Origin of the sequence: Gramella sp. MAR_2010_147, from assembly GCF_900105135.1 — a bacterium.
Taxonomy (GTDB): domain Bacteria; phylum Bacteroidota; class Bacteroidia; order Flavobacteriales; family Flavobacteriaceae; genus Christiangramia.
The window spans coordinates 768,379-790,340 of sequence record NZ_LT629741.1 but is presented as its reverse complement, the minus strand read 5'-3'; the positions used below and the strand labels follow the sequence as shown (position 1 = coordinate 790,340).

The 21,962-nt window shown below is 35.6% G+C and carries 28 protein-coding genes; 11 read left to right on the top strand and 17 right to left on the bottom strand.

Annotated features, from left to right (window positions below):
- The first annotated feature begins 187 nt into the window (after nucleotides 1-187).
- The 4 genes from BLT95_RS03470 (at nucleotide 188) to BLT95_RS03455 (ending at nucleotide 2,016) form a co-directional block, all read left to right on the top strand.
- Nucleotides 188-1,150 (top strand): acyl-CoA desaturase, encoded by a 963-nt coding sequence (locus BLT95_RS03470; RefSeq protein ID WP_231896403.1) that lies wholly within the window; start codon nucleotides 188-190, stop codon nucleotides 1,148-1,150.
- 69 nt (nucleotides 1,151-1,219) lie between these two features.
- Nucleotides 1,220-1,414 (top strand): cold-shock protein, encoded by a 195-nt coding sequence (locus BLT95_RS03465; RefSeq protein WP_011709462.1) that lies wholly within the window; start codon nucleotides 1,220-1,222, stop codon nucleotides 1,412-1,414.
- A 105-nt stretch (nucleotides 1,415-1,519) separates the two neighbouring features.
- On the top strand, nucleotides 1,520-1,714 hold the full coding sequence (locus BLT95_RS03460) for a cold-shock protein (protein WP_011709462.1): 195 nt from the start codon (nucleotides 1,520-1,522) through the stop codon (nucleotides 1,712-1,714).
- Between the two features lie 107 nt (nucleotides 1,715-1,821).
- A complete protein-coding gene (locus BLT95_RS03455; RefSeq protein WP_089664750.1) occupies nucleotides 1,822-2,016 on the top strand; it encodes a cold-shock protein in 195 nt (64 codons plus the stop codon).
- Nucleotides 2,017-2,113: 97 nt separating this feature from the next.
- On the opposite strand, the gene BLT95_RS03450 is transcribed toward BLT95_RS03455, so the two are convergent.
- Entirely contained in the window at nucleotides 2,114-2,569 is a 456-nt protein-coding gene (locus tag BLT95_RS03450) for a GNAT family N-acetyltransferase (protein WP_089664749.1), read from the bottom strand.
- A gap of 104 nt (nucleotides 2,570-2,673) precedes the next feature.
- Between BLT95_RS03450 and BLT95_RS03445 the strand changes: the two genes are divergently transcribed.
- The 4 genes from BLT95_RS03445 to BLT95_RS03430 all read left to right on the top strand — a co-directional run bounded on the left by BLT95_RS03445 (nucleotide 2,674) and on the right by BLT95_RS03430 (nucleotide 5,123).
- Nucleotides 2,674-2,976: a winged helix-turn-helix domain-containing protein gene (locus BLT95_RS03445; RefSeq protein WP_089664748.1), complete on the top strand. Its 303-nt coding sequence runs from the start codon at nucleotides 2,674-2,676 to the stop codon at nucleotides 2,974-2,976.
- 62 nt (nucleotides 2,977-3,038) lie between these two features.
- Nucleotides 3,039-4,067, top strand: coding sequence for an NADP-dependent oxidoreductase (locus tag BLT95_RS03440; protein ID WP_089664747.1), 1,029 nt, complete (start codon nucleotides 3,039-3,041; stop codon nucleotides 4,065-4,067).
- A 90-nt stretch (nucleotides 4,068-4,157) separates the two neighbouring features.
- Nucleotides 4,158-4,601: a PepSY-like domain-containing protein gene (locus BLT95_RS03435; protein ID WP_089664746.1), complete on the top strand. Its 444-nt coding sequence runs from the start codon at nucleotides 4,158-4,160 to the stop codon at nucleotides 4,599-4,601.
- A 30-nt stretch (nucleotides 4,602-4,631) separates the two neighbouring features.
- The gene (locus BLT95_RS03430; RefSeq protein ID WP_089664745.1) at nucleotides 4,632-5,123 is read left to right on the top strand and encodes a peptide-methionine (S)-S-oxide reductase; all 492 of its coding nucleotides are present in this window, start codon (nucleotides 4,632-4,634) and stop codon (nucleotides 5,121-5,123) included.
- Between the two features lie 230 nt (nucleotides 5,124-5,353).
- Here BLT95_RS03430 and BLT95_RS03425 read toward each other — a convergent pair whose 3' ends face one another.
- Together BLT95_RS03425 and BLT95_RS03420 are read right to left on the bottom strand one after the other, a co-directional pair.
- Entirely contained in the window at nucleotides 5,354-6,205 is an 852-nt protein-coding gene (locus tag BLT95_RS03425; protein ID WP_089664744.1) for a formate/nitrite transporter family protein, read from the bottom strand.
- 114 nt (nucleotides 6,206-6,319) lie between these two features.
- Nucleotides 6,320-6,769 (bottom strand): nucleoside deaminase, encoded by a 450-nt coding sequence (locus BLT95_RS03420; RefSeq protein WP_089664743.1) that lies wholly within the window; start codon nucleotides 6,767-6,769, stop codon nucleotides 6,320-6,322.
- A 190-nt stretch (nucleotides 6,770-6,959) separates the two neighbouring features.
- On the opposite strand from BLT95_RS03420, the gene BLT95_RS03415 reads away from it, so the two are divergent.
- On the top strand, nucleotides 6,960-7,259 hold the full coding sequence (locus BLT95_RS03415; protein ID WP_089664742.1) for an HPF/RaiA family ribosome-associated protein: 300 nt from the start codon (nucleotides 6,960-6,962) through the stop codon (nucleotides 7,257-7,259).
- A gap of 73 nt (nucleotides 7,260-7,332) precedes the next feature.
- Here BLT95_RS03415 and BLT95_RS03410 read toward each other — a convergent pair whose 3' ends face one another.
- On the bottom strand, nucleotides 7,333-9,318 hold the full coding sequence (locus BLT95_RS03410; RefSeq protein WP_089666833.1) for an aconitate hydratase: 1,986 nt from the start codon (nucleotides 9,316-9,318) through the stop codon (nucleotides 7,333-7,335).
- A 159-nt stretch (nucleotides 9,319-9,477) separates the two neighbouring features.
- Here BLT95_RS03410 and BLT95_RS03405 point away from each other — a divergent pair, with 159 nt between their 5' ends.
- Nucleotides 9,478-10,077, top strand: a complete 600-nt coding sequence (locus BLT95_RS03405; RefSeq protein WP_089664741.1) for a hypothetical protein — start codon at nucleotides 9,478-9,480, stop codon at nucleotides 10,075-10,077.
- 108 nt (nucleotides 10,078-10,185) lie between these two features.
- On the opposite strand, the gene BLT95_RS03400 is transcribed toward BLT95_RS03405, so the two are convergent.
- The 13 genes from BLT95_RS03400 to BLT95_RS03340 all read right to left on the bottom strand — a co-directional run bounded on the left by BLT95_RS03400 (nucleotide 10,186) and on the right by BLT95_RS03340 (nucleotide 20,883).
- A complete protein-coding gene (locus BLT95_RS03400; RefSeq protein ID WP_089664740.1) occupies nucleotides 10,186-10,902 on the bottom strand; it encodes a hypothetical protein in 717 nt (238 codons plus the stop codon).
- Between the two features lie 82 nt (nucleotides 10,903-10,984).
- Nucleotides 10,985-11,545: a 4'-phosphopantetheinyl transferase superfamily protein gene (locus BLT95_RS03395; protein ID WP_089664739.1), complete on the bottom strand. Its 561-nt coding sequence runs from the start codon at nucleotides 11,543-11,545 to the stop codon at nucleotides 10,985-10,987.
- Nucleotides 11,542-11,796 carry a phosphopantetheine-binding protein gene (locus BLT95_RS03390; RefSeq protein ID WP_089664738.1) on the bottom strand — a complete coding sequence of 85 codons (255 nt, stop codon included), beginning with the start codon at nucleotides 11,794-11,796 and terminating at the stop codon, nucleotides 11,542-11,544. The genes BLT95_RS03395 and BLT95_RS03390 overlap by 4 nt, the downstream gene beginning before the upstream one ends.
- A 1-nt stretch (nucleotide 11,797) precedes the next feature.
- The gene (locus BLT95_RS03385) at nucleotides 11,798-13,072 is read right to left on the bottom strand and encodes a beta-ketoacyl-[acyl-carrier-protein] synthase family protein (protein WP_089664737.1); all 1,275 of its coding nucleotides are present in this window, start codon (nucleotides 13,070-13,072) and stop codon (nucleotides 11,798-11,800) included.
- Nucleotides 13,073-13,082: 10 nt separating this feature from the next.
- The gene (locus BLT95_RS03380; protein WP_089664736.1) at nucleotides 13,083-13,529 is read right to left on the bottom strand and encodes a FabA/FabZ family ACP-dehydratase; all 447 of its coding nucleotides are present in this window, start codon (nucleotides 13,527-13,529) and stop codon (nucleotides 13,083-13,085) included.
- 12 nt (nucleotides 13,530-13,541) lie between these two features.
- Nucleotides 13,542-14,336: an SDR family oxidoreductase gene (locus BLT95_RS03375; protein ID WP_089664735.1), complete on the bottom strand. Its 795-nt coding sequence runs from the start codon at nucleotides 14,334-14,336 to the stop codon at nucleotides 13,542-13,544.
- On the bottom strand, nucleotides 14,330-15,382 hold the full coding sequence (locus BLT95_RS03370; RefSeq protein WP_089666832.1) for a type III polyketide synthase: 1,053 nt from the start codon (nucleotides 15,380-15,382) through the stop codon (nucleotides 14,330-14,332). The genes BLT95_RS03375 and BLT95_RS03370 overlap by 7 nt, the downstream gene beginning before the upstream one ends.
- Before the next feature lie 4 nt (nucleotides 15,383-15,386).
- On the bottom strand, nucleotides 15,387-16,100 hold the full coding sequence (locus tag BLT95_RS03365; protein ID WP_089664734.1) for a methyltransferase domain-containing protein: 714 nt from the start codon (nucleotides 16,098-16,100) through the stop codon (nucleotides 15,387-15,389).
- Nucleotides 16,093-17,226, bottom strand: coding sequence for an NAD(P)/FAD-dependent oxidoreductase (locus BLT95_RS03360; protein WP_089664733.1), 1,134 nt, complete (start codon nucleotides 17,224-17,226; stop codon nucleotides 16,093-16,095). Before BLT95_RS03360 ends, BLT95_RS03365 begins: the two co-directional genes overlap by 8 nt.
- Nucleotides 17,227-17,303: 77 nt before the next feature.
- Nucleotides 17,304-18,011: an OmpA family protein gene (locus tag BLT95_RS03355; RefSeq protein WP_089664732.1), complete on the bottom strand. Its 708-nt coding sequence runs from the start codon at nucleotides 18,009-18,011 to the stop codon at nucleotides 17,304-17,306.
- A 14-nt stretch (nucleotides 18,012-18,025) separates the two neighbouring features.
- A complete protein-coding gene (locus BLT95_RS03350) occupies nucleotides 18,026-18,505 on the bottom strand; it encodes a lipocalin family protein (RefSeq protein WP_089664731.1) in 480 nt (159 codons plus the stop codon).
- Nucleotides 18,506-18,583: 78 nt separating this feature from the next.
- The gene (locus tag BLT95_RS03345; protein WP_026934355.1) at nucleotides 18,584-18,745 is read right to left on the bottom strand and encodes a DUF1328 family protein; all 162 of its coding nucleotides are present in this window, start codon (nucleotides 18,743-18,745) and stop codon (nucleotides 18,584-18,586) included.
- 131 nt (nucleotides 18,746-18,876) lie between these two features.
- Entirely contained in the window at nucleotides 18,877-20,883 is a 2,007-nt protein-coding gene (locus BLT95_RS03340; protein ID WP_089664730.1) for a dehydrogenase E1 component subunit alpha/beta, read from the bottom strand.
- A gap of 128 nt (nucleotides 20,884-21,011) precedes the next feature.
- Here BLT95_RS03340 and BLT95_RS03335 point away from each other — a divergent pair, with 128 nt between their 5' ends.
- The gene (locus tag BLT95_RS03335) at nucleotides 21,012-21,959 is read left to right on the top strand and encodes a 2-oxoglutarate and iron-dependent oxygenase domain-containing protein (protein WP_089666831.1); all 948 of its coding nucleotides are present in this window, start codon (nucleotides 21,012-21,014) and stop codon (nucleotides 21,957-21,959) included.
- The last annotated feature ends 3 nt before the right edge of the window (nucleotides 21,960-21,962 follow it).

Below are 21,962 nucleotides of genomic sequence, written 5' to 3'. Positions count from 1 at the left end.
ATTCAAGTTTTAGTCACTTCAGTATTTAGACATTATATAAAATAGTACCAGTATCAATAATCCAAAATTTGCTCAAAGAAGAGCTTCCGAATTTTCCAAGACTTTAAGAAGTCGGGTAAATTCTTATTTTAAAACTAATAAGATTAGTAAGCATGCTAATTGGAGCATGATCATAAAAACCATATTGATGTTATTGGTTTTCATTACTCCATTAGTGATCATTAATACAGGAATGATCTCAAGTATTTGGTTGGTCTTCACTTTATACATAATCAGTGGTTTTGGAATGGCAGGGATAGGAATGGGAGTTATGCATGATGCCATTCATAATTCATATTCCAGAAATCAGAAAGTAAATCAATACCTAGGATATACCTTAAATCTTATTGGAGCAAATGCAAGTATCTGGAAAATACAGCATAACGTATTACACCATACGTATACGAATATAGAGGAAGCAGATGATGATATTAATCCTCCTTTTTTCTTAAGATTTACTCCACACACCAAAAGATACGGCATTCATAAATTTCAGCATATCTACTCATGGTTTTTCTATGGACTTTCAACAGTTTCCTGGGTGACCGCAAAAGATTTTGTTAGAATGACCCGCTTTAAAAAAATGGGATTCTTTAAAAGTGGGAAAGCTTTTAATAAGGAACTTGCTAAGGTTATTTCATGGAAGGTACTTTCTTTTAGCTTTGTGCTGGTTTTACCCATTATTATGGCTCCCGTTTCGTGGTGGATCATTGTACTGGCATTTATTAGTATGCACTTTGTAACCGGTTTAATGATTACAACGGTATTTCAACTGGCACATATCGTACCTACAACAGAATATCCTTTGCCTAATGAAGAAGGAGTTGTTGAGGGGGACTGGGCAAGCCATCAACTTTTTACAACAAGTAATTTCTCACCAAAAAGCAGGCTATTTTCCTGGTTTATTGGTGGATTGAACTATCAAATAGAACACCATTTATTACCAAATATCTGCCATGTTCATTATAGGAAAATATCACATATAGTAGCGGAAACTGCAAGAGAATACGGTTTACCCTACCATAATAAGCATAATTTTGCATCAGCTGTTGGAGAACATTTTAAAATGCTTCGGCAACTAGGAAAGGTAGATAGCTTAAGTGCAGGATAAAAAATAGATTGGATGTCGTACAATCTTATATCAAAGACGACAAATTTATAATAATTAATAAGTATAGTAATGCAAGAAGGTAAAGTAAAGTTTTTCAATAACACCAAAGGATTTGGTTTTATTAAAGCTGACGATTCAAACGAAGACATCTTCGTACACTCATCTGGTCTTATCGACGAAATTCGCGAAGACGATAGAGTACAGTTCGAGGTTGAGCAAGGCAAAAAAGGTCTTAACGCTGTAAACGTTGAAGTAATTGACTAACTAATTATTTTAAGATTTCACTTGATTTCTGAAAATAATATAGATTGGATGTCGTACGATCTTAAAACAAGAACGGCAAATTTGTAACAATTAATAAGTATAGTAATGCAAGAAGGTAAAGTAAAGTTTTTCAATAATACCAAAGGATTTGGTTTTATTAAAGCTGACGATTCAAACGAAGACATCTTCGTACACTCATCTGGTCTTATCGACGAAATTCGCGAAGACGATAGAGTACAGTTCGAAGTTGAGCAAGGCAAAAAAGGCCTTAACGCTGTAAACGTTGAAGTAATTGACTAAGTAATTTTTTTAAACTCTATTTTTCAGAGATTTTAAAAATTGTAAGATCGCCTGCCGTGTGATCTATAATCTTAAACGGCAATTAAAACAATATAATATATATAGTAATGCAAGAAGGTAAAGTAAAGTTTTTCAATACTACCAAAGGATTTGGTTTTATTCAAGCTGAAGGATCAAACGAAGACATCTTTGTACACTCAAGTGGACTTATTGATGATATTCGTGAAGATGATAAAGTTCAGTTCGAAACTGAACAGGGAAAAAAAGGATTAAACGCAATTAATGTTGAGCTAATTGACTAATTAGTTTATTCTTTTTAAAAACAGAAGCCATCTTTATAGATGGCTTTTTTTATACTTTAAAGTGAGAACCTGATGAAATAGTTTACACTTTAGCATTCTAACTGTCCAGAATCTTTTCAAAGCACCGGCTGTTTTCCCTATGTTCATATGGAGAGTAATTTGGAATTAAATTATAGTTATTCCTATGATATAAGCCTATCGCTTCCTTTTGTCTATGCCCGGTTTCAAGAATACATTTTCTATATCCTAATTCTTTAGCCCAAACTTCCAGAAATTCCAGAATTTTACTGGCATATCCCTTATTCCTGGAAATTGGTATTACGTACATCCTTTTAATTTCAACTGCAGATTCCGAATACTTTTTTATTGCACCACATGCAACAGGTGTATTGTTTTCATAAAGAATAATTACGTGCTCGATAGCGTCTAACTTATTAAACTGGTCGTAGAATTCGTGTTCATCTCCATCAGATATTGCCAGATAAGCATCAAGTTCATTTACAAGTTCTATGAAATCTGAATTACTGGAATTGGTCTTCAGGATTTTTACCATGGTAATATTATTAAGAGTATAAAGTTATAGCAATTTTTCAGAACCCTCGCTAAAATCCATATATCTGAATTTGTCGATTTGTTTATGATTTGTATATTTGTGCCATGGAAATAATTGAAATTAATAAAGCTCTTTCTAATGAAACCAGGATGAATATCCTTAGGTGGTTAAAAGATCCAGATGCTAATTTCAAACCTCATGCAGATCTTGGCCATTTTAATGATGGGGTATGTGTTCAGCATATAAGAGAAAGGGCGGGATTATCCCAATCTACTATTTCAACATATTTAACCCAGATGCAGAAAGCCTCTCTTATAATACCAACCAGACATGGCAAATGGACCTATTATAAAAGGAATGAGAAAGTAATTACAGAATATATAAACGCATTGAAAACAACCATATAATTTTTTTTAAACCTAAAATAAATCTATATATCTCGATTTATAGATAAAACACTTACATATAAATGACGATACAAAATAGCCAGTGGTACTACATAAAAAGACCTGAAGCCCAGATTGGTAAGGAGAACTATAAACTTAGAACAGAGTCTCTTGACAGTTCAAAGATGCAAGCCGGAGAAATACTTATAAAATCGAAATATATAAGCGTAGATCCTTACATGAGAATTCACCAGTCCATTCATGATACCTGGGAAAAACCACAGGCATTAAATACCCTCCAGGGCGGTGGAGTAGTAGGGGAGGTAATTGAATCTTCATCAGCAAAATTCAAGTCCGGCGATTTTGTAAACGCTTATAGCGGTTGGCAGGAATATGCTATAATAAATGAGAGCGATGCTAGATTACTATATCCTGAAAAAGCACCTATATCAACATCGCTTGGAGTACTGGGTATGCCCGCACGTGTTGCATATTTTGGACTACTTGAAGCTGGAAAGCTAAAATCATCAGATACAGTGGTTGTAAGTGGAGCGGCAGGAGCTGTTGGCTCAATTGTTGTCCAAATCGCAAAAATAAAAGGTTGCAGGGTTGTTGGTACAGCAGGCACTCAGGAAAAGCTGGATTATCTTAAAAATGAAATTGGAATTGACGCTGCTATAAATTATAAAGAAAATAATAGCCTGAATGCCATGACAAAGGCACTTCAAAATGCATGTCCAGATGGTATAGACGTTTATTATGATAATGTAGGAGGAAATATCACAGACGCTGTTTTTAACCTCATAAATAAAAAAGCGAGAATCCTTATTTGCGGACAAATATCTCAATACAATCATGGTTTGGATGAGCCAGGAATGGGCCCAAGATTTCTTCACAAGATGCTATATACCCGGGCAACTATACAGGGAATTCTCTCAAGGGATTATAAAGAAAGAATGCCGGAAATGTTGGATGAAATGTCGCCATGGGTAAACTCTGGAGAATTAAAATATGAAGAAACTATTATTAATGGTTTTGAAAATTTACCGACAGCATTAAGCGGGCTTTTTGATGGGATTAATAAAGGTAAATTACTGGTTCAGGTTTACTAGTAATTCTTCAAAAAATTATAGATTATATTTTATGATTTTGTTAGTGCAAAACTTTTAAATGAACTTTTAATTTTAGAGAAAATTAAAATTATGAAAAAGATATCGATGTTAATTACAGGATGTTTCATGACTGGATTAGTAAGCTGCCAGGAGAATAAAGAAGATACTGAAAATTCTGCTCCAGAAGCTGTTCAAATGTCTTTTCAGAAGAAATATCCCGGAGAAAATGATCCCGACTGGAAATTGGATGATCATGGGTACTGGGAATCCCAATTTAAACAAGATGGCGAAAAATATAGAGCTGATTTTAACGAAGATGGTTCCTGGATAGAAACTGAAAATGATATTAAAGAAAAAAATTTGCCTGAAGCGATTAAAAAAGAAATTAAGAACAATTATTCAGAATATGAAATCACAGAAGTTGAGCACGTAGTTAGTGCAAAATATGGAGAGTTTTATGATGTAGAATTTAAGCAAAAAGGTAAGAATAAAGATGTCATGTTTCGTGGAGATGGGACAGTGATTGATAAATAAATTTTCTATATCTAAAAATTTATCCTAATTGTGAACAAGGAAGTAGAAAAAATCGGATTTGGCGGTGGTTGTCATTGGTGTACTGAAGCTGTTTTTCAGTCTTTAAAAGGAGTGGAAAAGGTAGATCAGGGCTATGTTTCAACTACCATGAAACCTGAAAAGTTCTCTGAAGGTGTGTTAGTTTATTTTAATCCTGATGTAATAGGTCTGAAAAAGTTGGTGGAAATACATCTTCGAACCCATAAAAGCACTTCAGATCATAGTATGAGATCTAAATATTTATCTGCGATCTATGTATTTTCACATCTACAATATCATGAAGTGAATTCTAAATTATTAGAATTTGAAATCAATCCTAAAAACAAAATTATTACCAAAGCTTATTTTTTCGGTTCTTTTAAAACGTCCAGAGAGGAAATTAAAAATTATTATCAAACAGATCCTGAAAGACCTTTTTGTACAAAGTATATAGAGCCCAAACTAGCCATTTTACAGGATCAATATCAGAAGTACCTTAAATAGTGTTTTTGATTTTTTAATTGTAGTCTATATTTCCTTAATACGTTTTGAACTATAATTTATATTATGTAAAATAGAATATTTATGTCTGGTATATAATTATATACTATACCTCGATCTTTAATTCTATCTTTAGAAAAAAAGGTGGATATCTAAAAATTCTACTTTTACTATTCAACTCTAAAATTAATATACGTGAAAGAAATATTGTAATTCATATCTTCCATATTGAATCAAGGTATTTTCACATTGAAAACAAAAGCTCTGTACTTTAACAATGCCACAAAAATAGTAGCGCCAAGAGCATTTCCAATTAGAGCGGTGACCAGTGTTTTTAAATAAGTCAGAAAGTCAATATTTGGTGAAACCAACATACCGGCAAATATTTCTATATGACCAATAATACTATGGTGTAATCCTGTAAATCCCATAATCGCAGTAATTATATAAATTATAAAGATCTCTGCCGTAGTCTCTTTTGAAGAAGTTACCAACCAGCTAAGTAACCCCATTAACCAACCGGCAAGCATAGCACTTACAAGTATGGTAGCAATATCATAGTCTACAAAATGTTCTCCAACTTTAGCAATGGTCTCAACATCAAATATACCTAAATTTGGCCCAATCCAGGATAGGGTTAATGCTATGAGCATCCCTCCTACTAAATTTCCAAAAATTACTATACCCCAAATTCCGAATAAACTAAAAATACTTCTTTTGCCATTTAATACTGGGAGGGTTAGCAGAGATGTTTGCTCTGTAAATAAAATAGATTGTCCCAGCACGACCATTATAAAGCCAATTGGATAAACCAGGGCTATAAATTTAAACACAGTTTCTTCGGCGACCTTTCCTTCAAAATAAAAGAAAACAGAGCAGATCATTAGAAAACTAAAACCTATTTCTAATCCCGCAGTAAAGGAACTCAAAAGAATGCTCCTTTTACTTCTATCATAGGTCTCACAGCCTTCAATTATTTGTTCTTTTAGGATCTCACCGTGGGTTTTTGTTTTTGTACCATCATTACTTTCAGATTTTTCTAATTCTTGGTCTACTTTTTTCTGCTCTATTTCTTCTTTTTCCAATTGTTCTAAAGTTTCTTTAAATATAAGTTTAAAATAAAAAATCCGGAAACAGGATATTGCTTCCGGATCAGCTTGATTTGATAGCTCTTTTTAATGTTGAATCTCTTCAGTTATTTAAGACCATATTTCAATAGCCTCTTTTCGGCATAATTGTATCATCTTAAATTCTCTATGTCTTTTTTCGGCTATTGAATCATAATACATTTCGCTGTACTTAAAACCATATTCCCTGGCATCTTCAGCTGAAGCCCCAAAGTAGATATAATCAAAATCTGCCCAATAAGCAGCTCCTAAACACATCATACAAGGTTCGCAACTGGTAAAAAGAACACATCCCTGTAGACTACGGGTATTCAATTTTCTGCAAGCTCTCTGTATGGCTTTCAATTCAGCATGCTGGGTACAATCTCCTTTACTAAGAACTTCATTACGGGATTCAGCAATAATTTCATCTCCCCTGGTAATCACTGCACCAAAAGGACCACCATTTTCCATATCCCTTCCTTCCCGGGCTAATTCTAAAGCCCTGCTCATCATCTTCTTTTGTAAATCTTTTGTTTTCATAACTTAGCAAAACTACGAGATAACGAACGGCTCAGCATGAATTTTACAATATTTCCATAGAGTTTAAGTACATTTTAAGCTTATATTCAGGAAGTCTAAAAATAGTGCTAAAACTTTGCCAAATCTAGCCTAAGGTACTTGGTAAGCCATTTGGAAATAGGTTTATTTAATCAAATAAAAATTGAACTTTATGGAAACTATATTTGAGTTTGTAAATATTGACAAAAGTCAGAATCTGGAAGCTTTTAGCCAGAAAAAATTAGATAAATTAGAAAATAAGTATGATTGGATCGTAAGAGCCAATATTTATTTTAAAAGGGATGAAAATCAAAAACCAAATGGATACATCACAGAAGTGAGATTAAGTGCTCCTGGACCGGAGATATTTGCTCAGTCTAATGAGAATTCTTTTGAAGCTTCTATTGCAGAAACTGTAAGAGATCTGGATAGACAATGCGAAAAGCGAAAAGCTAAAATGAGCACTCATTAATCAACGGAAATTTCAAATAAAAAAAGCGCTTGTTTTACAAGGGCTTTTTTTATTCATTATGATTTCAGAGTTATCAAGCTTTCAATCCTTTTTTATCTAATTTTTCTTTAAAATCATTTATAATTCCTCCTTTTAGCAGAACATTTATCTGGCGATCACTCATCGTATGTTTCGTCTCAAACTCTTCATTACTACCAGATTTCTTTTCTACTATGACTTTTATATTGTTTCGGTTTTCAATATCCTTCTTAAGATCTTTGAATTTTACAATATCTCCCTGTTCAATTTTATCATAGTCTGAAATATCTAAAAACTCCAGGGGTAAAATACCAAAATTTACCAGATTCTGCCACGCGATTCTCGCATATGAATTAGCGATAACAGCAACCTGTCCTAAATATTTTGGAGCTAATGCCGCATGTTCCCTACTCGATCCTTGAGCATAATTATCTTTAGCGACTACAATATGGCCTCCAAATTCCTCTTTAGCCTTCATCGCTCTATCATAAAAAGTATCATCAATTACTATATAGGAATATTTACTAATCTCCGGTAAATTACTTCGGAATGGTAAAACTTCTGCTCCAGCCTTTAAAATACCATCAGTCGAAATATTATCTCCCATTTTTAATAGAACCGGAACTTTATAATTGTCCAGAATTGGATCTATATGGGGTAATGATTGAATATTTGGCCCCTTCTTTAACTCCACATTCGTTCCATCCTCTAATGGAGCTACCAGCATTTCGGTATTAATAATTTCTAATTCAGGTTTTTCAAACTTAGGATAACTCATATCATAAAGCTTTTCCATATCTCTGGGATCAGTAATTTTACCAGTTAAAGCCGAGGCTGCAGCAGTTTCCGGACTGCACAAGTACACCTGATCATCTGCAGTTCCAGATCTGTCTGGGAAGTTTCTTGGCATGGTTCTCAAACTTATGGTATTAGAAGCTGGTGCCTGTCCCATACCAATACACCCCATACAACCTGACTGATGAAATCTGGCTCCTGCTGTAATTAAATTCGCAAAAGCTTTATTATCTATCATATTCTGAATCATTTGTCTGGAAGTAGGATTAATGTCAAAAGAAACATCATTATTTACTGATTTACCTTTTACGATTGCACCGGCAATCCAAAAATCCCGTAAACCCGGATTTGCTGAAGAGCCAACAACCACCTGACTAATTGGTTTACCTGCTACTTCACTAACCGGCACCACATTTCCTGGACTCGTTGGTTTTGCAATTAAAGGAATAAGGTCATCAAGAATTATCTCGTCGTGGAAATCATATTCACAACCATCATCAGCTTTTAGTTCAGACCAGTCCCCTTCCCTATCCTGAGATTTGAGAAATCTTTTCGTTTCTTCATCACTTGGAAAAACAGTGGTAGTGGCTCCAAGTTCTGCTCCCATATTGGCGATCACATGCCTATCCATAGCGCTTAAATGCTTTAGACCATCTCCATAATATTCTATCACCTTACCTACGCCACCTTTTACATCGTATCTTCTTAGCATTTCGAGAATAACATCTTTTGCACTCACCCAGTCTGGTAAATTCCCAGTAAGTTTCACTCCCATCACTTTCGGCATTTTCACAAAATATGGCTGACCTGCAATAGCTGCTGCAACATCCAAGCCTCCGGTACCAATAGCAAGCATACCTAGCGATCCTGCCGCTGGAGTATGACTATCTGATCCGATCATGGTTTTTCCTGGTTTTCCAAATCGTTGCATATGTACAGGATGGCTTACACCATTTCCTGGTCTGCTATACCATAATCCAAAACGTTGTGCTGCGGAAAGCAGAAATAAGTGATCATCAGCATTTTTAAAATCGGTTTGAAGAAGATTATGATCAACATATTGAACTGCAACTTCGGTCTGTGCTTTCTTTAAACCCATTGCTTCCAGTTCCAGTTGAACCAAAGTTCCGGTGGCATCCTGTAGAAGAGCCTGATCTATTTTTATCCCTATCTCTTTTCCAGGTTCCATTTCCCCTTCTAAAAGATGTTCTTTAATAAGCTTTTGTGTTACATTAAGTTTTGACATAGTTGGAAATTTAAACTTTAAATTACCAACTTTTCGTGGAAGAACATCTCCATTTAACAGAACCTTAGCCTCCATATCCAGGTTTTAACCCTGAAATTAATTTCAGGAAATGGTCAATGATCAAATTAGCTTATATTTAAATCTCAAATAAAACTTAACATGAATACTATTGTGAAAAGAGCTATTACGGGTGGTGTCGTTTCCACCATTGTGATGGGAACTGGAACATTTATTCTAGGCCAGATCTCGGGTTATAAAGCTATGGAATTGTTACAAAATTCTATGTCTGGAATTAATATGTTATGTAATACAGTAATTTTAGGTTCAACTACTATTCTGGCTCTTATGCTAACCTTACTGGGGCTTAGTAGATCTTCTGAATCTAGATTAACAGATAGACATTATAAAGATGTATTAATGATTGCAAAATATGATACCGTTCTAATTGTGGTTGCGGTGATCACTTTTCTAATGCTCAATTTACCAATAAGTGAATCCAATGAAGTGGGAGCCAGTTGGTATGAAACCATATACTATACCAGTTTGGGAATGGCGGCTTTACTTGGTGGAGGATTTATTGCTGTGGTTATGATGTTATATGGAACCATCACGAATGTGATATTAATTGTAGGTCTCAATATTAAAGATCATCCTCTCATTTCAAAAGAAGAAGCTGAGGAACAGGAACAGGAACAGGAACAAAAAGAGGAAGAGGAAGAGCAAAAAGAAAAGAAAGAAATTAGAAATTCCAGTAATTAAAAAAGGGCATTTAGAAAGTATTTCATGCTGACGGATTTGCTGAATTCAAGGCAATCGTGATCAGGCAGTAACTTCCGAAATAGCCCTTTCTATAATTAATTTTATAAACTAGCTTTTACCTAACTTATTCAGAATATCAATTTGACTGCCTTCCTCTAGATTAAATCCTGGTTTTCCCTTTCTAGGAAATAAGAAAGTAAAAGGAGTGTCAAATGCTGCCCAGCTTTCGGCTAATCCAAAGTCATTATTTTCATTTTTCTTCTCAGGTCTAATAAATGTATTCAGTTCTGAATCATAATCAGATCCTACGGCATCTTCTCCTGGAAACAACATTCCGTCATTAATTTCAGTATAAACCACTACAGAAGTACCTTCACTTCCAGGAAGATCAAAAATATTAATGTCGAAGCTTTCTAACACCTTATCTCTTGCAGTAATATCTTTCGTTTTGAAATCATCCTTGAAGTTGTTTCTTGGATGTGCATAAACAGGTGCACCACCAGCATCTTCTGAAATTGTTTTAAGATCTCCATATGCAGATTTTAAAATTCCGTCACAGGTAATTAGAATTCCTTTGATATTATATCCTTCTTCTACAAGTTTCTTAATAGCTGGCTTTGAAGATTTTTCAACAACATCTATAAGAAGCATATCTCTTCGATTCAAATGTCTTATCGCGTAGCCCTGATTAAAAACTCCATTTTCCTTTTCTCCCTTTATTATAAAAGTGTCGGGGATCAATTTTAGAAATTTCCCGGTTTCACCTTGTTCAATAAACTCTGCCGATTGGCTGTGAAGCACCTCCATTTTATCTACTGTCTTCATAAATAATTGATTTTTGTTTGACGATTGAAGATACAAAACAGGGAGCGGGACATCAACCCAGTTTTTAAATGTTTAACTGCTTTTATGAGTTAATTAACGGAATAACGAAAGCCGTAAAATTCCCGTGATGACTTAACGAAATAGGCAGGATTTTATCTTCGTTTTTCAGATGGATTGAAGGTATCCCGTTGCAATTTTTTAATAAGCTTACAAATGCTTCGTCCAAAGAAAATACTGATGCCAAATTTTGAAGAAGTTTTTTTTCTGAATAAAAGTCATTATAGTAGATCTTTTGAAAATTTTGTTCTGAATGAACACTACTATGAATATATTTTTCACTCACTTCGGTATGAACAGGATAGATTTGGTCATTTGTTCTCACGAAACCTGAATTGCTTTTAGGATCTAACGAGCAAATATATTGTAGCGGATTTAATTTTCTAGACAAATTGAACTTTCGCTGATGCGCTTTATAGGCTGCTTCCTTCATAGACCAGAATTGCCAGAGCGCCATTTCAGGGTGTTTTGATGTTTTAATTGTATTGATCTCTCCTTCTGAAAAGACCTTTTTTAAATACCGGGTATTCTCCTGCTTTTTTGAGGACAATGAAATACTAAGATCTATAATATCATTACCTATCAAGAAGTAGCCAGTTTTTTTTGAATAATATTTTTCGCATCACCCACGGTTAACATACCTTCCATAGAATCATTATCTATTTCAATATTAAATTCGTCTTCCACATCAAGAACCACATCTACAAGATTTGCAGAGTTTATTTGAAGGTCGTTCAGAAAATCTGTTTGTTCCTGGAAATTATTTAAACCTTCCATTCTTTGAACATAAGGCTCAACGATCTTTTTAAGCCTCGCAATTATATCTCTTTCAAGCATTTTATTCTAAATATTTTTTAAACAATACAACAGCATTTACATCTCCAAAACCAAAACTGGCCTTTGCCAAAATATTGATTCTTTTTTGAATTTTCTGCCTTGGAATTTTAGTCGGGTCAATCAATTCTAAAATTTCTGGATGAACGTCTTCACAATTCCTATTTCCGAAAATAAAACCTTCATAGATCTGGAGGACCGATGCTACACACTCAATAGATCCGGAAGCACTCAAGCAGTGACCTATCATTCCTTTTAATGAATTGATAAAAGGGAATTCTAAACCTTTTCTTTTCAGAGCTTTGGTCCAATTTAAAATTTCAGCTGAATCCCTTGTGGTAGCAGTCAAATGGCCATTGATAACATCAATATCATCAGCCTTAATTTCACAATTTTCTAAAGCCTTTTTTATACAACGTTCTACCGCTTCATTATTGGCAGCAGTCATGCTGCCCCCTCCTCGCTGGCCACCGCTATTAATTTCTCCACCTAAAACTTCGGCGTATATTTTTGCTCCCCTTTTTTTTGCTGATTCTAAATCTTCCAGGACCAAAGCTCCTGCACCGCTACCGGGAACAAATCCGGCGGCAGATGCACTCATAGGTCTGGATGCATTTTCAGGATCATTATTATACTTGCCAGGAAGAATACGCATCGCATCAAAACCTCCCCATACATATGGGCCGTGATCTCCGCAGCTTCCAACAAGCATACGTTTTGCTTTGCCATATCTAATTCTGTCAAACCCCATAAGTAAGGCTTCAGTCCCGGTGGTACAGGCCGAAGAGTTTGTAGTTACCTGATTTCCACAGCCCAGAATTCCACCTAGATATGCACTAATCCCACTGGCCATGGTTTGTATAACACTGGTACTTCCCAGTCTCCTGGTTTTACCTTCGTCTATTAAATGAATTGCTTCCCGGAATTTATCTACACCCAGAATACCGGTTCCAAAGATAATTCCTGAGTCCCAATCTGGAGTGTCTCCCTCCGTAATTGAAAGACCAGCATCTTTCCAGGCATCTGTTCCTGAAATCACTCCATAAACTATTCCGCTACTGTTGAGTCCACGAAGTTGAAGAGGCGTAAAATACTGGTTCAGTAGATCTTCTGAAATTTCTGGCTTCCCTCCTATATGGCAGCTAAAATTTAGTTTTTCCAATTCAGAGAAAAACCGGATACCACTTTTAGTCTGTTTTAGGGCATTTGCAAAATTTTCCAGGCCAACCGCATTCGGTGCAGCTACACCCATTCCGGTAATAACAACTTGTTTACCCATTTAGTAATCCTTATTTCTGATTTTTAACTATCATCCCAGCTATAACCCCTTTGCAAACAAGATTGCTCCCAGAATCGATCATTTTAACCTTACATTTGAGCTTATTAAATCTAAAATATTGCTTTTCTGAAACTACCGTGATTTTCTCTCCGGGATAAACAGGTTTTAGATATTCTATTTCAGAAGAGGATAATGCAATCCTGGGTTCATCAAAAATTTTTTCGTCAGCATTTAATAAATAGATACCCAGACTTACCACACCAATTTGAGCCATACATTCGGTTAAAATAACCCCGGGTGTCACTGGATTTTCTTTAAAATGACCTTTATAAAAATCAAGATCTGGGGAAAACGTATATTCTCCTATTATTGAATTTTCATCAACTTGTAATATCCTGTCTACAAACAAAAATGGTTTTGAATAAGGTAAAAGTGCAAGTATTGATTTGCTATCCAAATGCTTTTTGATTTACATTAAATGTTCGCCGCCGTTAACCGGTATAATTGTTCCTGTGATCCAGCTTGCTTCATCTTTACTTAATAGATAAACCGCATTGGCAACATCATCCGGGACGGTTAATCGTCTAAAAGGATTATGTTTTAAGGCATGCACTCGTAAGGTTTCATTACCCGGAATCATCTGGAAAGATCTGGTAACGGTAATCCCTGCCTGGATACAATTGGCCCTTATCCCATGCTTGGCAAATTCCAGAGCCATACTCCTGGTAATTGCCTCTAGTGTAACTTTTGCTGCTGAAACCGCAGCATAATTTTTCCAGGCCTTTTTATTACCATCACTAGTAAATGAAATCACACGGGCGTCTTTGGTAAAAAGATTATTTCTAAAAATTGCCTGCGTCCAGTCATATAAACTCAACGCCATAGCGTCTATGGTTAACTGAAAATCTATATTTCCCAATAGGTTATCTTCACCAATCATCGGCTTTAAATTACCTTTGGCTATACTATGAAGCAATGTTCTTACTCTGCCTTTCTCTCCAAGTAATTCTTTGATTTTGACTACCAGTTCTTCTCTACTTTCTTTTTTAACGGCATCTGCATTAAAACTTTCAAATTTCACTCCCGATTGTCTAATTTCATCGAAGGCTTCTTCTATATCGGGAATTTCACTTCTTCTATCACGATGAATAATAATAATATTCATACCGTGTTTTGCCAGTTTCTTTGCACTGGCGTAGCCAAGACCGCTACTTCCGCCTAGAATAAGCGCCCAATATTCCTTATCTTTAAATTCTGCTACCATTCTATTAAAATTCTTTGTGCTGAAAAACCCGGTCCAAAACTCAACATGATTCCCTGTTCTCCCTTCTTAATTTCTTTATTCAGAAAGCGTTCAAGGACATATAGAACTGTTGCACTGCTCATATTGCCATAAAGTCGTAAAACTTCGCGGGTATCATCTATATTCTTTCCTAAGTTACCAAAAAGATCAGAAACTGCCTGTACAATTTTTCTTCCACCGGGATGAAATATTAGATGATCTACTTTCTCTATAGAAGAACCATGCTTTTCCAGAAATGGGTAGATAATATCGGGGAAATGATTTGAAATTGTTTCCGGCACGGCAGGGTCGAGTATCATTTGCAGTCCATTATTCGTAAGATCAAAGCCCATCATTTGAGTTGCGTCATAGAAATGATACATTTCCTCTCCGACAATTTTGGGTCCCTGGACAGCTTCTTCTGAAGAAAGTAAAACACAGGCAGCTCCGTCACCAAATATAGCAGCACTCACCATATTGGCCATACTAAAATCATTCAGTTGAAAAGTCGCTGTTGGGCTTTCAACTGCGATCACGGCAGCGCGTTTTCCCGGGTTGGATCTCAAAAAATTATAGGCATAGATCATTCCTGAGATTCCTGCGGCACATCCCATTTCGGTAACAGGTAATCTGGTAATATCCTGTCTTAGATTCAAGTCATTAATGAGATAAGCATCCAGTGAAGGGATCATGATTCCTGTACAGCTTACGGTAATGATATAATCTAAAGATTTGGGATCCCAGTCAGCATTATTTAAAGCTTTCTCAAGTACCTTTTTACCTAGCTTTTTTACCTCCCGCACATAGATATTGTTCTTTTCTTCAAAAGAGGTAGCTGTAAAAACATCTTCAGGAGACATAATAGAATAACGTGTGTCTACACCGGCTCCTTCAAAAATCTTTAGAATTTTTCTTCGGTACCTTTCATCCTGATCTACAAGCCAGTCTTCAACCAATGGCAATACATCTTTTGTATCTTTTGAATATTCCGGCAATTCTTTTTCAGCTCTAACAATTTTTACGCTCATAAGATCAACAATCTTTTTTAATAATCCATTGGTATCGAAATGCCCATTTCCAGGATATTTCATGATTTTCTGCAGGGACTTTCTTAATAAAACCCTGAATATCTCTTTTTTTGAACCCCCTAAGAATCGAGGTTAAACCATCCTTTCTGGCAATTTCATTATTCACAAAAACAGTACAGAATGCCTGAAATAAAATATATGCAGTTTTGTTTCTGTGTAGATCGTTTATGACAACGCCCAAATTAGACTGAGAAACCAACTGATTTATTAAGCTTATGATCTGCCTATCTTTGAAATGATGTAGGGTAAGAGTGCACAGTATAATGTCAAATTCCATTTTTTTAAATGCTTCACTAAAAATATTTATACTCTCAAAACTTACATTTTCATATTCTCCTGATAATTCTTCAGCTATCGCTATTGCATGAGTATTTGCGTCGATCCCTGTTAATTCAAAAATAAAATCATTTTTTTTACCCCAATCAGCAATTTCCCTAAGTATAGCTCCATTGCCACAGCCTATATCTGCAATTTTTACAGGCTTAGATTTTGTTTTGAGTAATTTATTTAAACCATTAATGGTGACCTGGTTCCCTCCAAGCCATGCATTGATATTTTCCAGGTCTTTTAAAGTTCTACGCAACTCCTGGCCCTGGAGATCAAAATCATCCATGATTTCACTCTCATCGGTTCTTCGGGAAGTATCTATCTTAAACATGCACCTGTTTTCCATGCGTTTTCCGAATAATCATTGGAAGTATTCCTGGAACTTTACTCAGGAAACTATGTGAGAGATTAGATAGCGAAGTATTCAGTAATATTTTTTGAAGGAACCTTCCCGCTTTTATCCTCGAACTAAAATTATAATTCCATTCACTTTTATAAGTTCGCTCTATATCTCTTCGGGTTTTATATTTGTGTTCATAGAACAAAATAATATTCTCTGAAGCTATTTTTGCACTGTGAATAGCCATTGCCATCCCGTTACCACATAACGGATGTATCAGTCCGGCGGAATCTCCAATCATTAAAATATGATTTTCAATAATGGATTTTTTATCAAAACACACCTGGGCTATACTTAACTCTTTATCAAAAGTCATTTCAGCGTTATTAAAGAATTCTTTTAAATGCGGATTCTTCATTAACACCTTCGCTTTATAGTCATCTGTATTCTTATAATTTTTAAAACTTTCATAGGTTGCCAGGTAGCATACATTTATGGTCTTCAATTCGGTTTTTGAGAGTCCACAATAACCTCCATTAAAATTATGAAGGGATACCAGATCATCTGGATAAAACTCAGGTTTTGTTTGATAATGAGCCTTTACGGCGAGCCAGCCCGATTGATCCTGAATAAATTTTCTATGTAGTTTTTTATCAAGGTTTGATCTTTTACCAAAAGCTCCTAAAACAAACTCAGAAGTTATTATCTCTCCATTAGATGTGGTCACTGTAAATTGATCATTCTTAAAATCAACCCTGGTGACCAATGTTTTAATGATATGTCTGCCTGATTCTTTTAGCTTCTTATACATAAGATGATCGAGTGAGTAACGACTTACCCCAATTCCGCCCATTTCGAGATCGCAGTTAATTGTTTTTCCTGAAACTGAAGAATATCGCATTCTATTGATTTGTGGAGCATTCAAGCTGGAAATATCGATCTTCAGCCAATCCAAATATGTTAGAATTTCCTGTGAAAGGTATTCACCGCAAACCTTATGATGAGGATAGCCCTCCTTTTCTACAAGTATAACATCAATATCATTTTTACATAAATGAAGTGCCGCTGTTAAACCGGCCAGGCCTCCACCAATAACAATTACCTGAGTCTTTTTCACTTTTTGAAGTTACTTAAAAGAATAAAAAAATCCCGGGAAATTCCCCGGGATTCTTAAAACTTATATTTCAAAAGAGATTAATTATTATCATCCTGCATTTCAGCCTCTTTTTTAGCCTGCTCTTTTAATTCTTCATTGGCTACGATAGCAAGCTCTACTCTACGGTTCTTAGAACGACCATCGGCAGTAGTATTATCATACTTTGGTTGAGATTCACCATACCATTTAGTAGTAAATCTACCTCGATCAATTCCATTATCAACAAGATAACCAGTTACAGCCTGGGCTCTGTTCTTAGAAAGCGTGAGGTTATAACTGTCACTACCAGTGTTGTCTGTATGTCCTTCCACCAATACATTAGATTGCGGGTATTCTTTAAAGATATCTGCAAGTTTATTAAGTGTTGCTTGAGATTTGGCATTGATATTATACTTTTCAGTATCAAAATAAACTCCACTACTTTCGTCAAAAGTTACGTTTATACCTTCACCAACACGTTCTACTTCAGCTCCAGGAATTTCTTCTTCAATCTTCTTGGCTTGTTTATCCATTCTATCACCAATAATGGCCCCGGCAGCACCACCAACTACGCCTCCAATAATAGAACCTAATGCAGTATTTCCATCACCGGTGTTATTACCAATAACTCCACCTATCACGGCTCCACCTGTAGCACCTATTACAGCACCTTTTTGTTTGTTATTCGCATTTCTTGTCGCTTCGCAACCAAACAAAAGGCTTGATACGAATAAGATTGCGAACATTTTATTAAAAACTGTCTTCATAGCTAATTTATTTATTATTTAGTAAAATTCATTCTTATGGTAAAAGGAGATCCGTCTAAACTTACTGTTTGCTCCCAAACCATATTGGTATCAGTTAAACTTTTAAGACTCAGTCTGAATCCCTGATTACCGGTAGTAGATTTGTAATTATCATTTGTTGGCTTTAGCAAGAAGTCATAAACCCCTGCAGGAGTATTCTCCTCATCTATAGACCAAATAAAATAATTTGTTTGCCCATCACAGCCTACACCATTTACAGTATAGGTACCACGATTGTTATTCGAAACAAAATCCCAGGTACTATTTCTAAAACAGGAAGCAGAAGCTTCATTAAATAGAGTTACATTAAAATCTCCCGGGTTATTAGGATAAGTAATACTGGTAAGGATCCAATCACCGTCAAAAGTTTTACGTGCTTCTTTTGCCACTTTGCTGGTTCCACCGCATGACGCAATGAGCGCAGCAATGGTAAATAAAATTAAATACTTCTTCATTTGTAAGTTTGATTTAAACTAAAAATCCAATGCGCACTCTATAAAGAACACATTGGATGATATAAACTGATTTTTAAATTATCTTCTGAATAATCTACTTAAAAGGGAAATCACTAGCAATACAAGGAAAATGTAGAAAATGATCTTAGCAATATCTGCAGCTCCTTCGGCGACACCACCGAATCCAAAGATTGCAGCAATGATCGCGATAATCAGAAAAATAACGATTAAACGTACCATAATTTATAGATTTAATTGATTAGTTGAATCTAAATTACTGTAGGTCTAGCCCGTCAACAAAAGATTATTAATAATTTAACAGTGGATTTGTTAAGGATTCTTAATTACTTTAGTGTTATTATAAAAGCGTATTAATATTCTATCAAATCTTTCAATTTCATTTTAAATCGCTCTTTGGGCAAATATTGTTGTTCGAGTTCATGTGCAAAAGGAATTGGAGTATCCATGCTGCCCACCCTTATAACAGGTGCATCAAGACTTTCAAAACATCTTTCAGAAATAATCGCTGAAATTTCAGCAGCAAAACTCCCAGTAACTGAATCTTCAATAAGAATAATCGCTTTGCTGGTTTTGGTAACCGATGCACAAATGCCATCTATATCCAACGGTTGCAGACTTCTAAGATCAATAAGATCTGCTTGTTCATATTCCATTTCGTCTAAAACATCTATAGCCCAATGAACTCCCAAACCGTAAGTTATAATGCTAACTTCATTGCCTTCCCTAATTTTCGAGGCTTTTCCGAAGGGCAAGGTGTAATAATCTACCGGCACGTCCTGTCTTATACTTCTATATAGGCCTTTATGTTCGAAAAACAGCACCGGATTGGGATCATTAAAGGCTGTGTTAAGAAGTCCTTTGGCATCATATGGAAATGCTGGGTAAATAACTTTTAAACCGGGAACCTGTGTAAACCAGGCTTCATTGGTCTGACTATGGAAAGGTCCTGCTCCAACACCTCCACCACAGGGCATTCTAATTACTACATCGGCATTTTGATCCCATCTGTATTTAACCTTTGCCAGATAATTCACAATGGGGTTGAAACCAGAACTTACAAAGTCGCTAAACTGCATTTCCACCATAGCCTTCATTCCGTTTATTGAAAGCCCCATGGCAGCTCCTACCACAGCAGATTCACAAATTGGTGTATTGCGTATACGATCCTTGCCGAATTCTTCTACAAAACCCTCTGTAATTTTAAAAACACCTCCATAATCTGCAATATCCTGTCCCATCAAAACAAGATCATCATGCTTTTTCATAGATTCTCTTAAGGCCTTGGAAATAGCATCTATAAACCTAATGTTTTCATTTTTATTTTTTGGTGCAAATTCCTGGTAAACAGAATTTTCAAACACATCATTTAACTCTTTAATTGAATCAGTAACGATCTGATCTTCAGAAAAAGCTAACTGCAGGTTTTCATCTATTTCAGAAAGAATATCACTTCTAAATTTTTCTTTTGTATCGTCATTCAGAATATTTTCTTTGAGTAGGTATTCTTCAAAATTTTGAACCGGATCCTTTAACTGCCACTCATCCATGAGTTCCTGTGGTACATACCTGGTCCCACTTGCTTCCTCATGCCCGCGCATTCTAAAAGTTTTAAATTCAATTAAAACCGGGCGAGGTTCGTTTCTAACACTCTCTACTATTTTAGAAATTTTAGTGTATACTTCGAGAATATTGTTTCCCTCAATAATATGAGACTCCATCCCGTAGCCTGCACCTCTATCGGCAAGATCTTTACAGCGATATTGTTCGCTGGTTGGAGTAGAAAGACCATAACCATTATTCTCAATACAGAATAAAACCGGTAAATCCCAGACTGAAGCGATATTGAGAGCTTCATGAAAATCACCCTCACTGGTTCCTCCCTCCCCGGAAAAAACTGCTGTTAACTTTTTTTCTTTTTTCAATTTATGAGCCAGCGCGATACCATCTGCTACTCCAAGCTGAGGGCCCAAGTGTGAGATCATACCCACAATTTTATACTCCTGGGTTCCGAAGTGAAAGCTACGGTCTCTACCTTTAGTGAATCCTGAAGCTTTTCCCTGCCACTGAGCAAACAAACGATTCAATGGTATTTCTCTACTCGTAAAAACCCCCAGGTTTCTATGCATTGGCAAAATATATTCGTCTTTATTTAAAGATTTTGTAACACCAACCGATATTGCCTCCTGGCCTATTCCGCTAAACCATTTTGATATTTTACCCTGCCTTAAAAGAATGAGCATCTTTTCTTCTATCATTCTGGGTTTCAGCATAGACTTGTAAAGATCTATTAAAACATCATTTGATAGTTGGGTATCCTTATACTCTATTCGTAAAGATCTGGTGTTATTTGAAAGCATAAAATAATTTTATATCTCAAATGTAACCAAATTTCTATATGCTAAGAAAAATATAAACAATCGGCATATCCCTTTATTTTACTTAACTTTGCCTGTTACCATAAAATTAAATACTGCTTAAAATGGCAATGAATAACATACCTAGCGTAAATCTGGCCGACTTTCTATCAGATGATCCAAAGCGCAAAGAAAAGTTCGTAAACGAGATTGGTAAAGCTTATGAAGAAATTGGTTTCGTGGCCTTGAAAAATCACTTTCTAAGTGATGATCTTGTGGAAGAACTTTATAAAGAAGTAAAATCATTTTTTGATCTTCCTGTTGAGACAAAACAGAAGTATGAAATCGAAGGCCTTGCAGGGCAAAGAGGATATATTTCTTTTGGAAAGGAACATGCTAAAGGTAAAAAAGAAGGAGATCTTAAAGAATTCTGGCATTTTGGTCAGGAACCTTCTGAAGATGCGAACCTCACCGAAGAATATCCTGAAAATGTAAAAGTGGAAGAATTGAAAGATTTCAACCACACAGGAATGGAAGCATATAGAATGCTTGAAAAGACAGGGATTTATGTACTAAGAGCTTTGGCATTATATATAGGCCTTGATGAGCATTATTTTGATCACTGGGCAAGTAACGGCAACAGTATATTAAGACCTATACACTACCCTCCTATTCAGGAAGAACCTAAAGGAGCGGTTAGAGCTGGTGCGCATGGAGATATTAACCTAATCACCTTATTAATGGGAGCATCTACTGGAGGTCTCCAGGTTTTAAGGAAAGATGGAGAATGGATAGATGCTATTCCCCAGGAAGATGAACTGGTTATTAATGTGGGTGATATGTTGGAAAGACATACCAACAATAAATTGAGATCTACTATTCACAGGGTTACAAATCCACCTAAAGATCAGTGGGGAAAACCAAGATACTCTATTCCTTTCTTTATGCATCCCAGAAGTGAAATGAAACTGGATTGTCTTGAAGAATGTATTGATGAAGACCACCCGAAGCAATATGAAGACATTACCGCTGGTGAGTTTTTACATCAGCGTCTTGTAGAGATAGGCCTTAAAAAGTAAGAA

What these genes read in the sequence shown, in the direction of transcription:
- BLT95_RS03370 (WP_089666832.1), bottom strand. Translation starts at nt 15,382, where the DNA reads ATGAGCGTAAAAATTGTTAGAGCTGAAAAAGAATTGCCGGAATATTCA.
- BLT95_RS03465 (WP_011709462.1), top strand. Translation starts at nt 1,220, where the DNA reads ATGCAAGAAGGTAAAGTAAAGTTTTTCAATAACACCAAAGGATTTGGT.
- BLT95_RS03365 (WP_089664734.1), bottom strand. Translation starts at nt 16,100, where the DNA reads ATGTTTAAGATAGATACTTCCCGAAGAACCGATGAGAGTGAAATCATG.
- BLT95_RS03340 (WP_089664730.1), bottom strand. Translation starts at nt 20,883, where the DNA reads ATGCTTTCAAATAACACCAGATCTTTACGAATAGAGTATAAGGATACC.
- BLT95_RS03435 (WP_089664746.1), top strand. Translation starts at nt 4,158, where the DNA reads ATGAAAAAGATATCGATGTTAATTACAGGATGTTTCATGACTGGATTA.
- BLT95_RS03400 (WP_089664740.1), bottom strand. Translation starts at nt 10,902, where the DNA reads ATGAAGACAGTAGATAAAATGGAGGTGCTTCACAGCCAATCGGCAGAG.
- BLT95_RS03390 (WP_089664738.1), bottom strand. Translation starts at nt 11,796, where the DNA reads ATGCTTGAAAGAGATATAATTGCGAGGCTTAAAAAGATCGTTGAGCCT.
- BLT95_RS03405 (WP_089664741.1), top strand. Translation starts at nt 9,478, where the DNA reads ATGAATACTATTGTGAAAAGAGCTATTACGGGTGGTGTCGTTTCCACC.
- BLT95_RS03345 (WP_026934355.1), bottom strand. Translation starts at nt 18,745, where the DNA reads ATGGTACGTTTAATCGTTATTTTTCTGATTATCGCGATCATTGCTGCA.
- BLT95_RS03420 (WP_089664743.1), bottom strand. Translation starts at nt 6,769, where the DNA reads ATGAAAACAAAAGATTTACAAAAGAAGATGATGAGCAGGGCTTTAGAA.
- BLT95_RS03445 (WP_089664748.1), top strand. Translation starts at nt 2,674, where the DNA reads ATGGAAATAATTGAAATTAATAAAGCTCTTTCTAATGAAACCAGGATG.
- BLT95_RS03450 (WP_089664749.1), bottom strand. Translation starts at nt 2,569, where the DNA reads ATGGTAAAAATCCTGAAGACCAATTCCAGTAATTCAGATTTCATAGAA.
- BLT95_RS03440 (WP_089664747.1), top strand. Translation starts at nt 3,039, where the DNA reads ATGACGATACAAAATAGCCAGTGGTACTACATAAAAAGACCTGAAGCC.
- BLT95_RS03385 (WP_089664737.1), bottom strand. Translation starts at nt 13,072, where the DNA reads ATGGGTAAACAAGTTGTTATTACCGGAATGGGTGTAGCTGCACCGAAT.
- BLT95_RS03455 (WP_089664750.1), top strand. Translation starts at nt 1,822, where the DNA reads ATGCAAGAAGGTAAAGTAAAGTTTTTCAATACTACCAAAGGATTTGGT.
- BLT95_RS03410 (WP_089666833.1), bottom strand. Translation starts at nt 9,318, where the DNA reads ATGTCAAAACTTAATGTAACACAAAAGCTTATTAAAGAACATCTTTTA.
- BLT95_RS03335 (WP_089666831.1), top strand. Translation starts at nt 21,012, where the DNA reads ATGAATAACATACCTAGCGTAAATCTGGCCGACTTTCTATCAGATGAT.
- BLT95_RS03470 (WP_231896403.1), top strand. Translation starts at nt 188, where the DNA reads ATGTTATTGGTTTTCATTACTCCATTAGTGATCATTAATACAGGAATG.
- BLT95_RS03460 (WP_011709462.1), top strand. Translation starts at nt 1,520, where the DNA reads ATGCAAGAAGGTAAAGTAAAGTTTTTCAATAATACCAAAGGATTTGGT.
- BLT95_RS03355 (WP_089664732.1), bottom strand. Translation starts at nt 18,011, where the DNA reads ATGAAGACAGTTTTTAATAAAATGTTCGCAATCTTATTCGTATCAAGC.
- BLT95_RS03350 (WP_089664731.1), bottom strand. Translation starts at nt 18,505, where the DNA reads ATGAAGAAGTATTTAATTTTATTTACCATTGCTGCGCTCATTGCGTCA.
- BLT95_RS03415 (WP_089664742.1), top strand. Translation starts at nt 6,960, where the DNA reads ATGGAAACTATATTTGAGTTTGTAAATATTGACAAAAGTCAGAATCTG.
- BLT95_RS03375 (WP_089664735.1), bottom strand. Translation starts at nt 14,336, where the DNA reads ATGGTAGCAGAATTTAAAGATAAGGAATATTGGGCGCTTATTCTAGGC.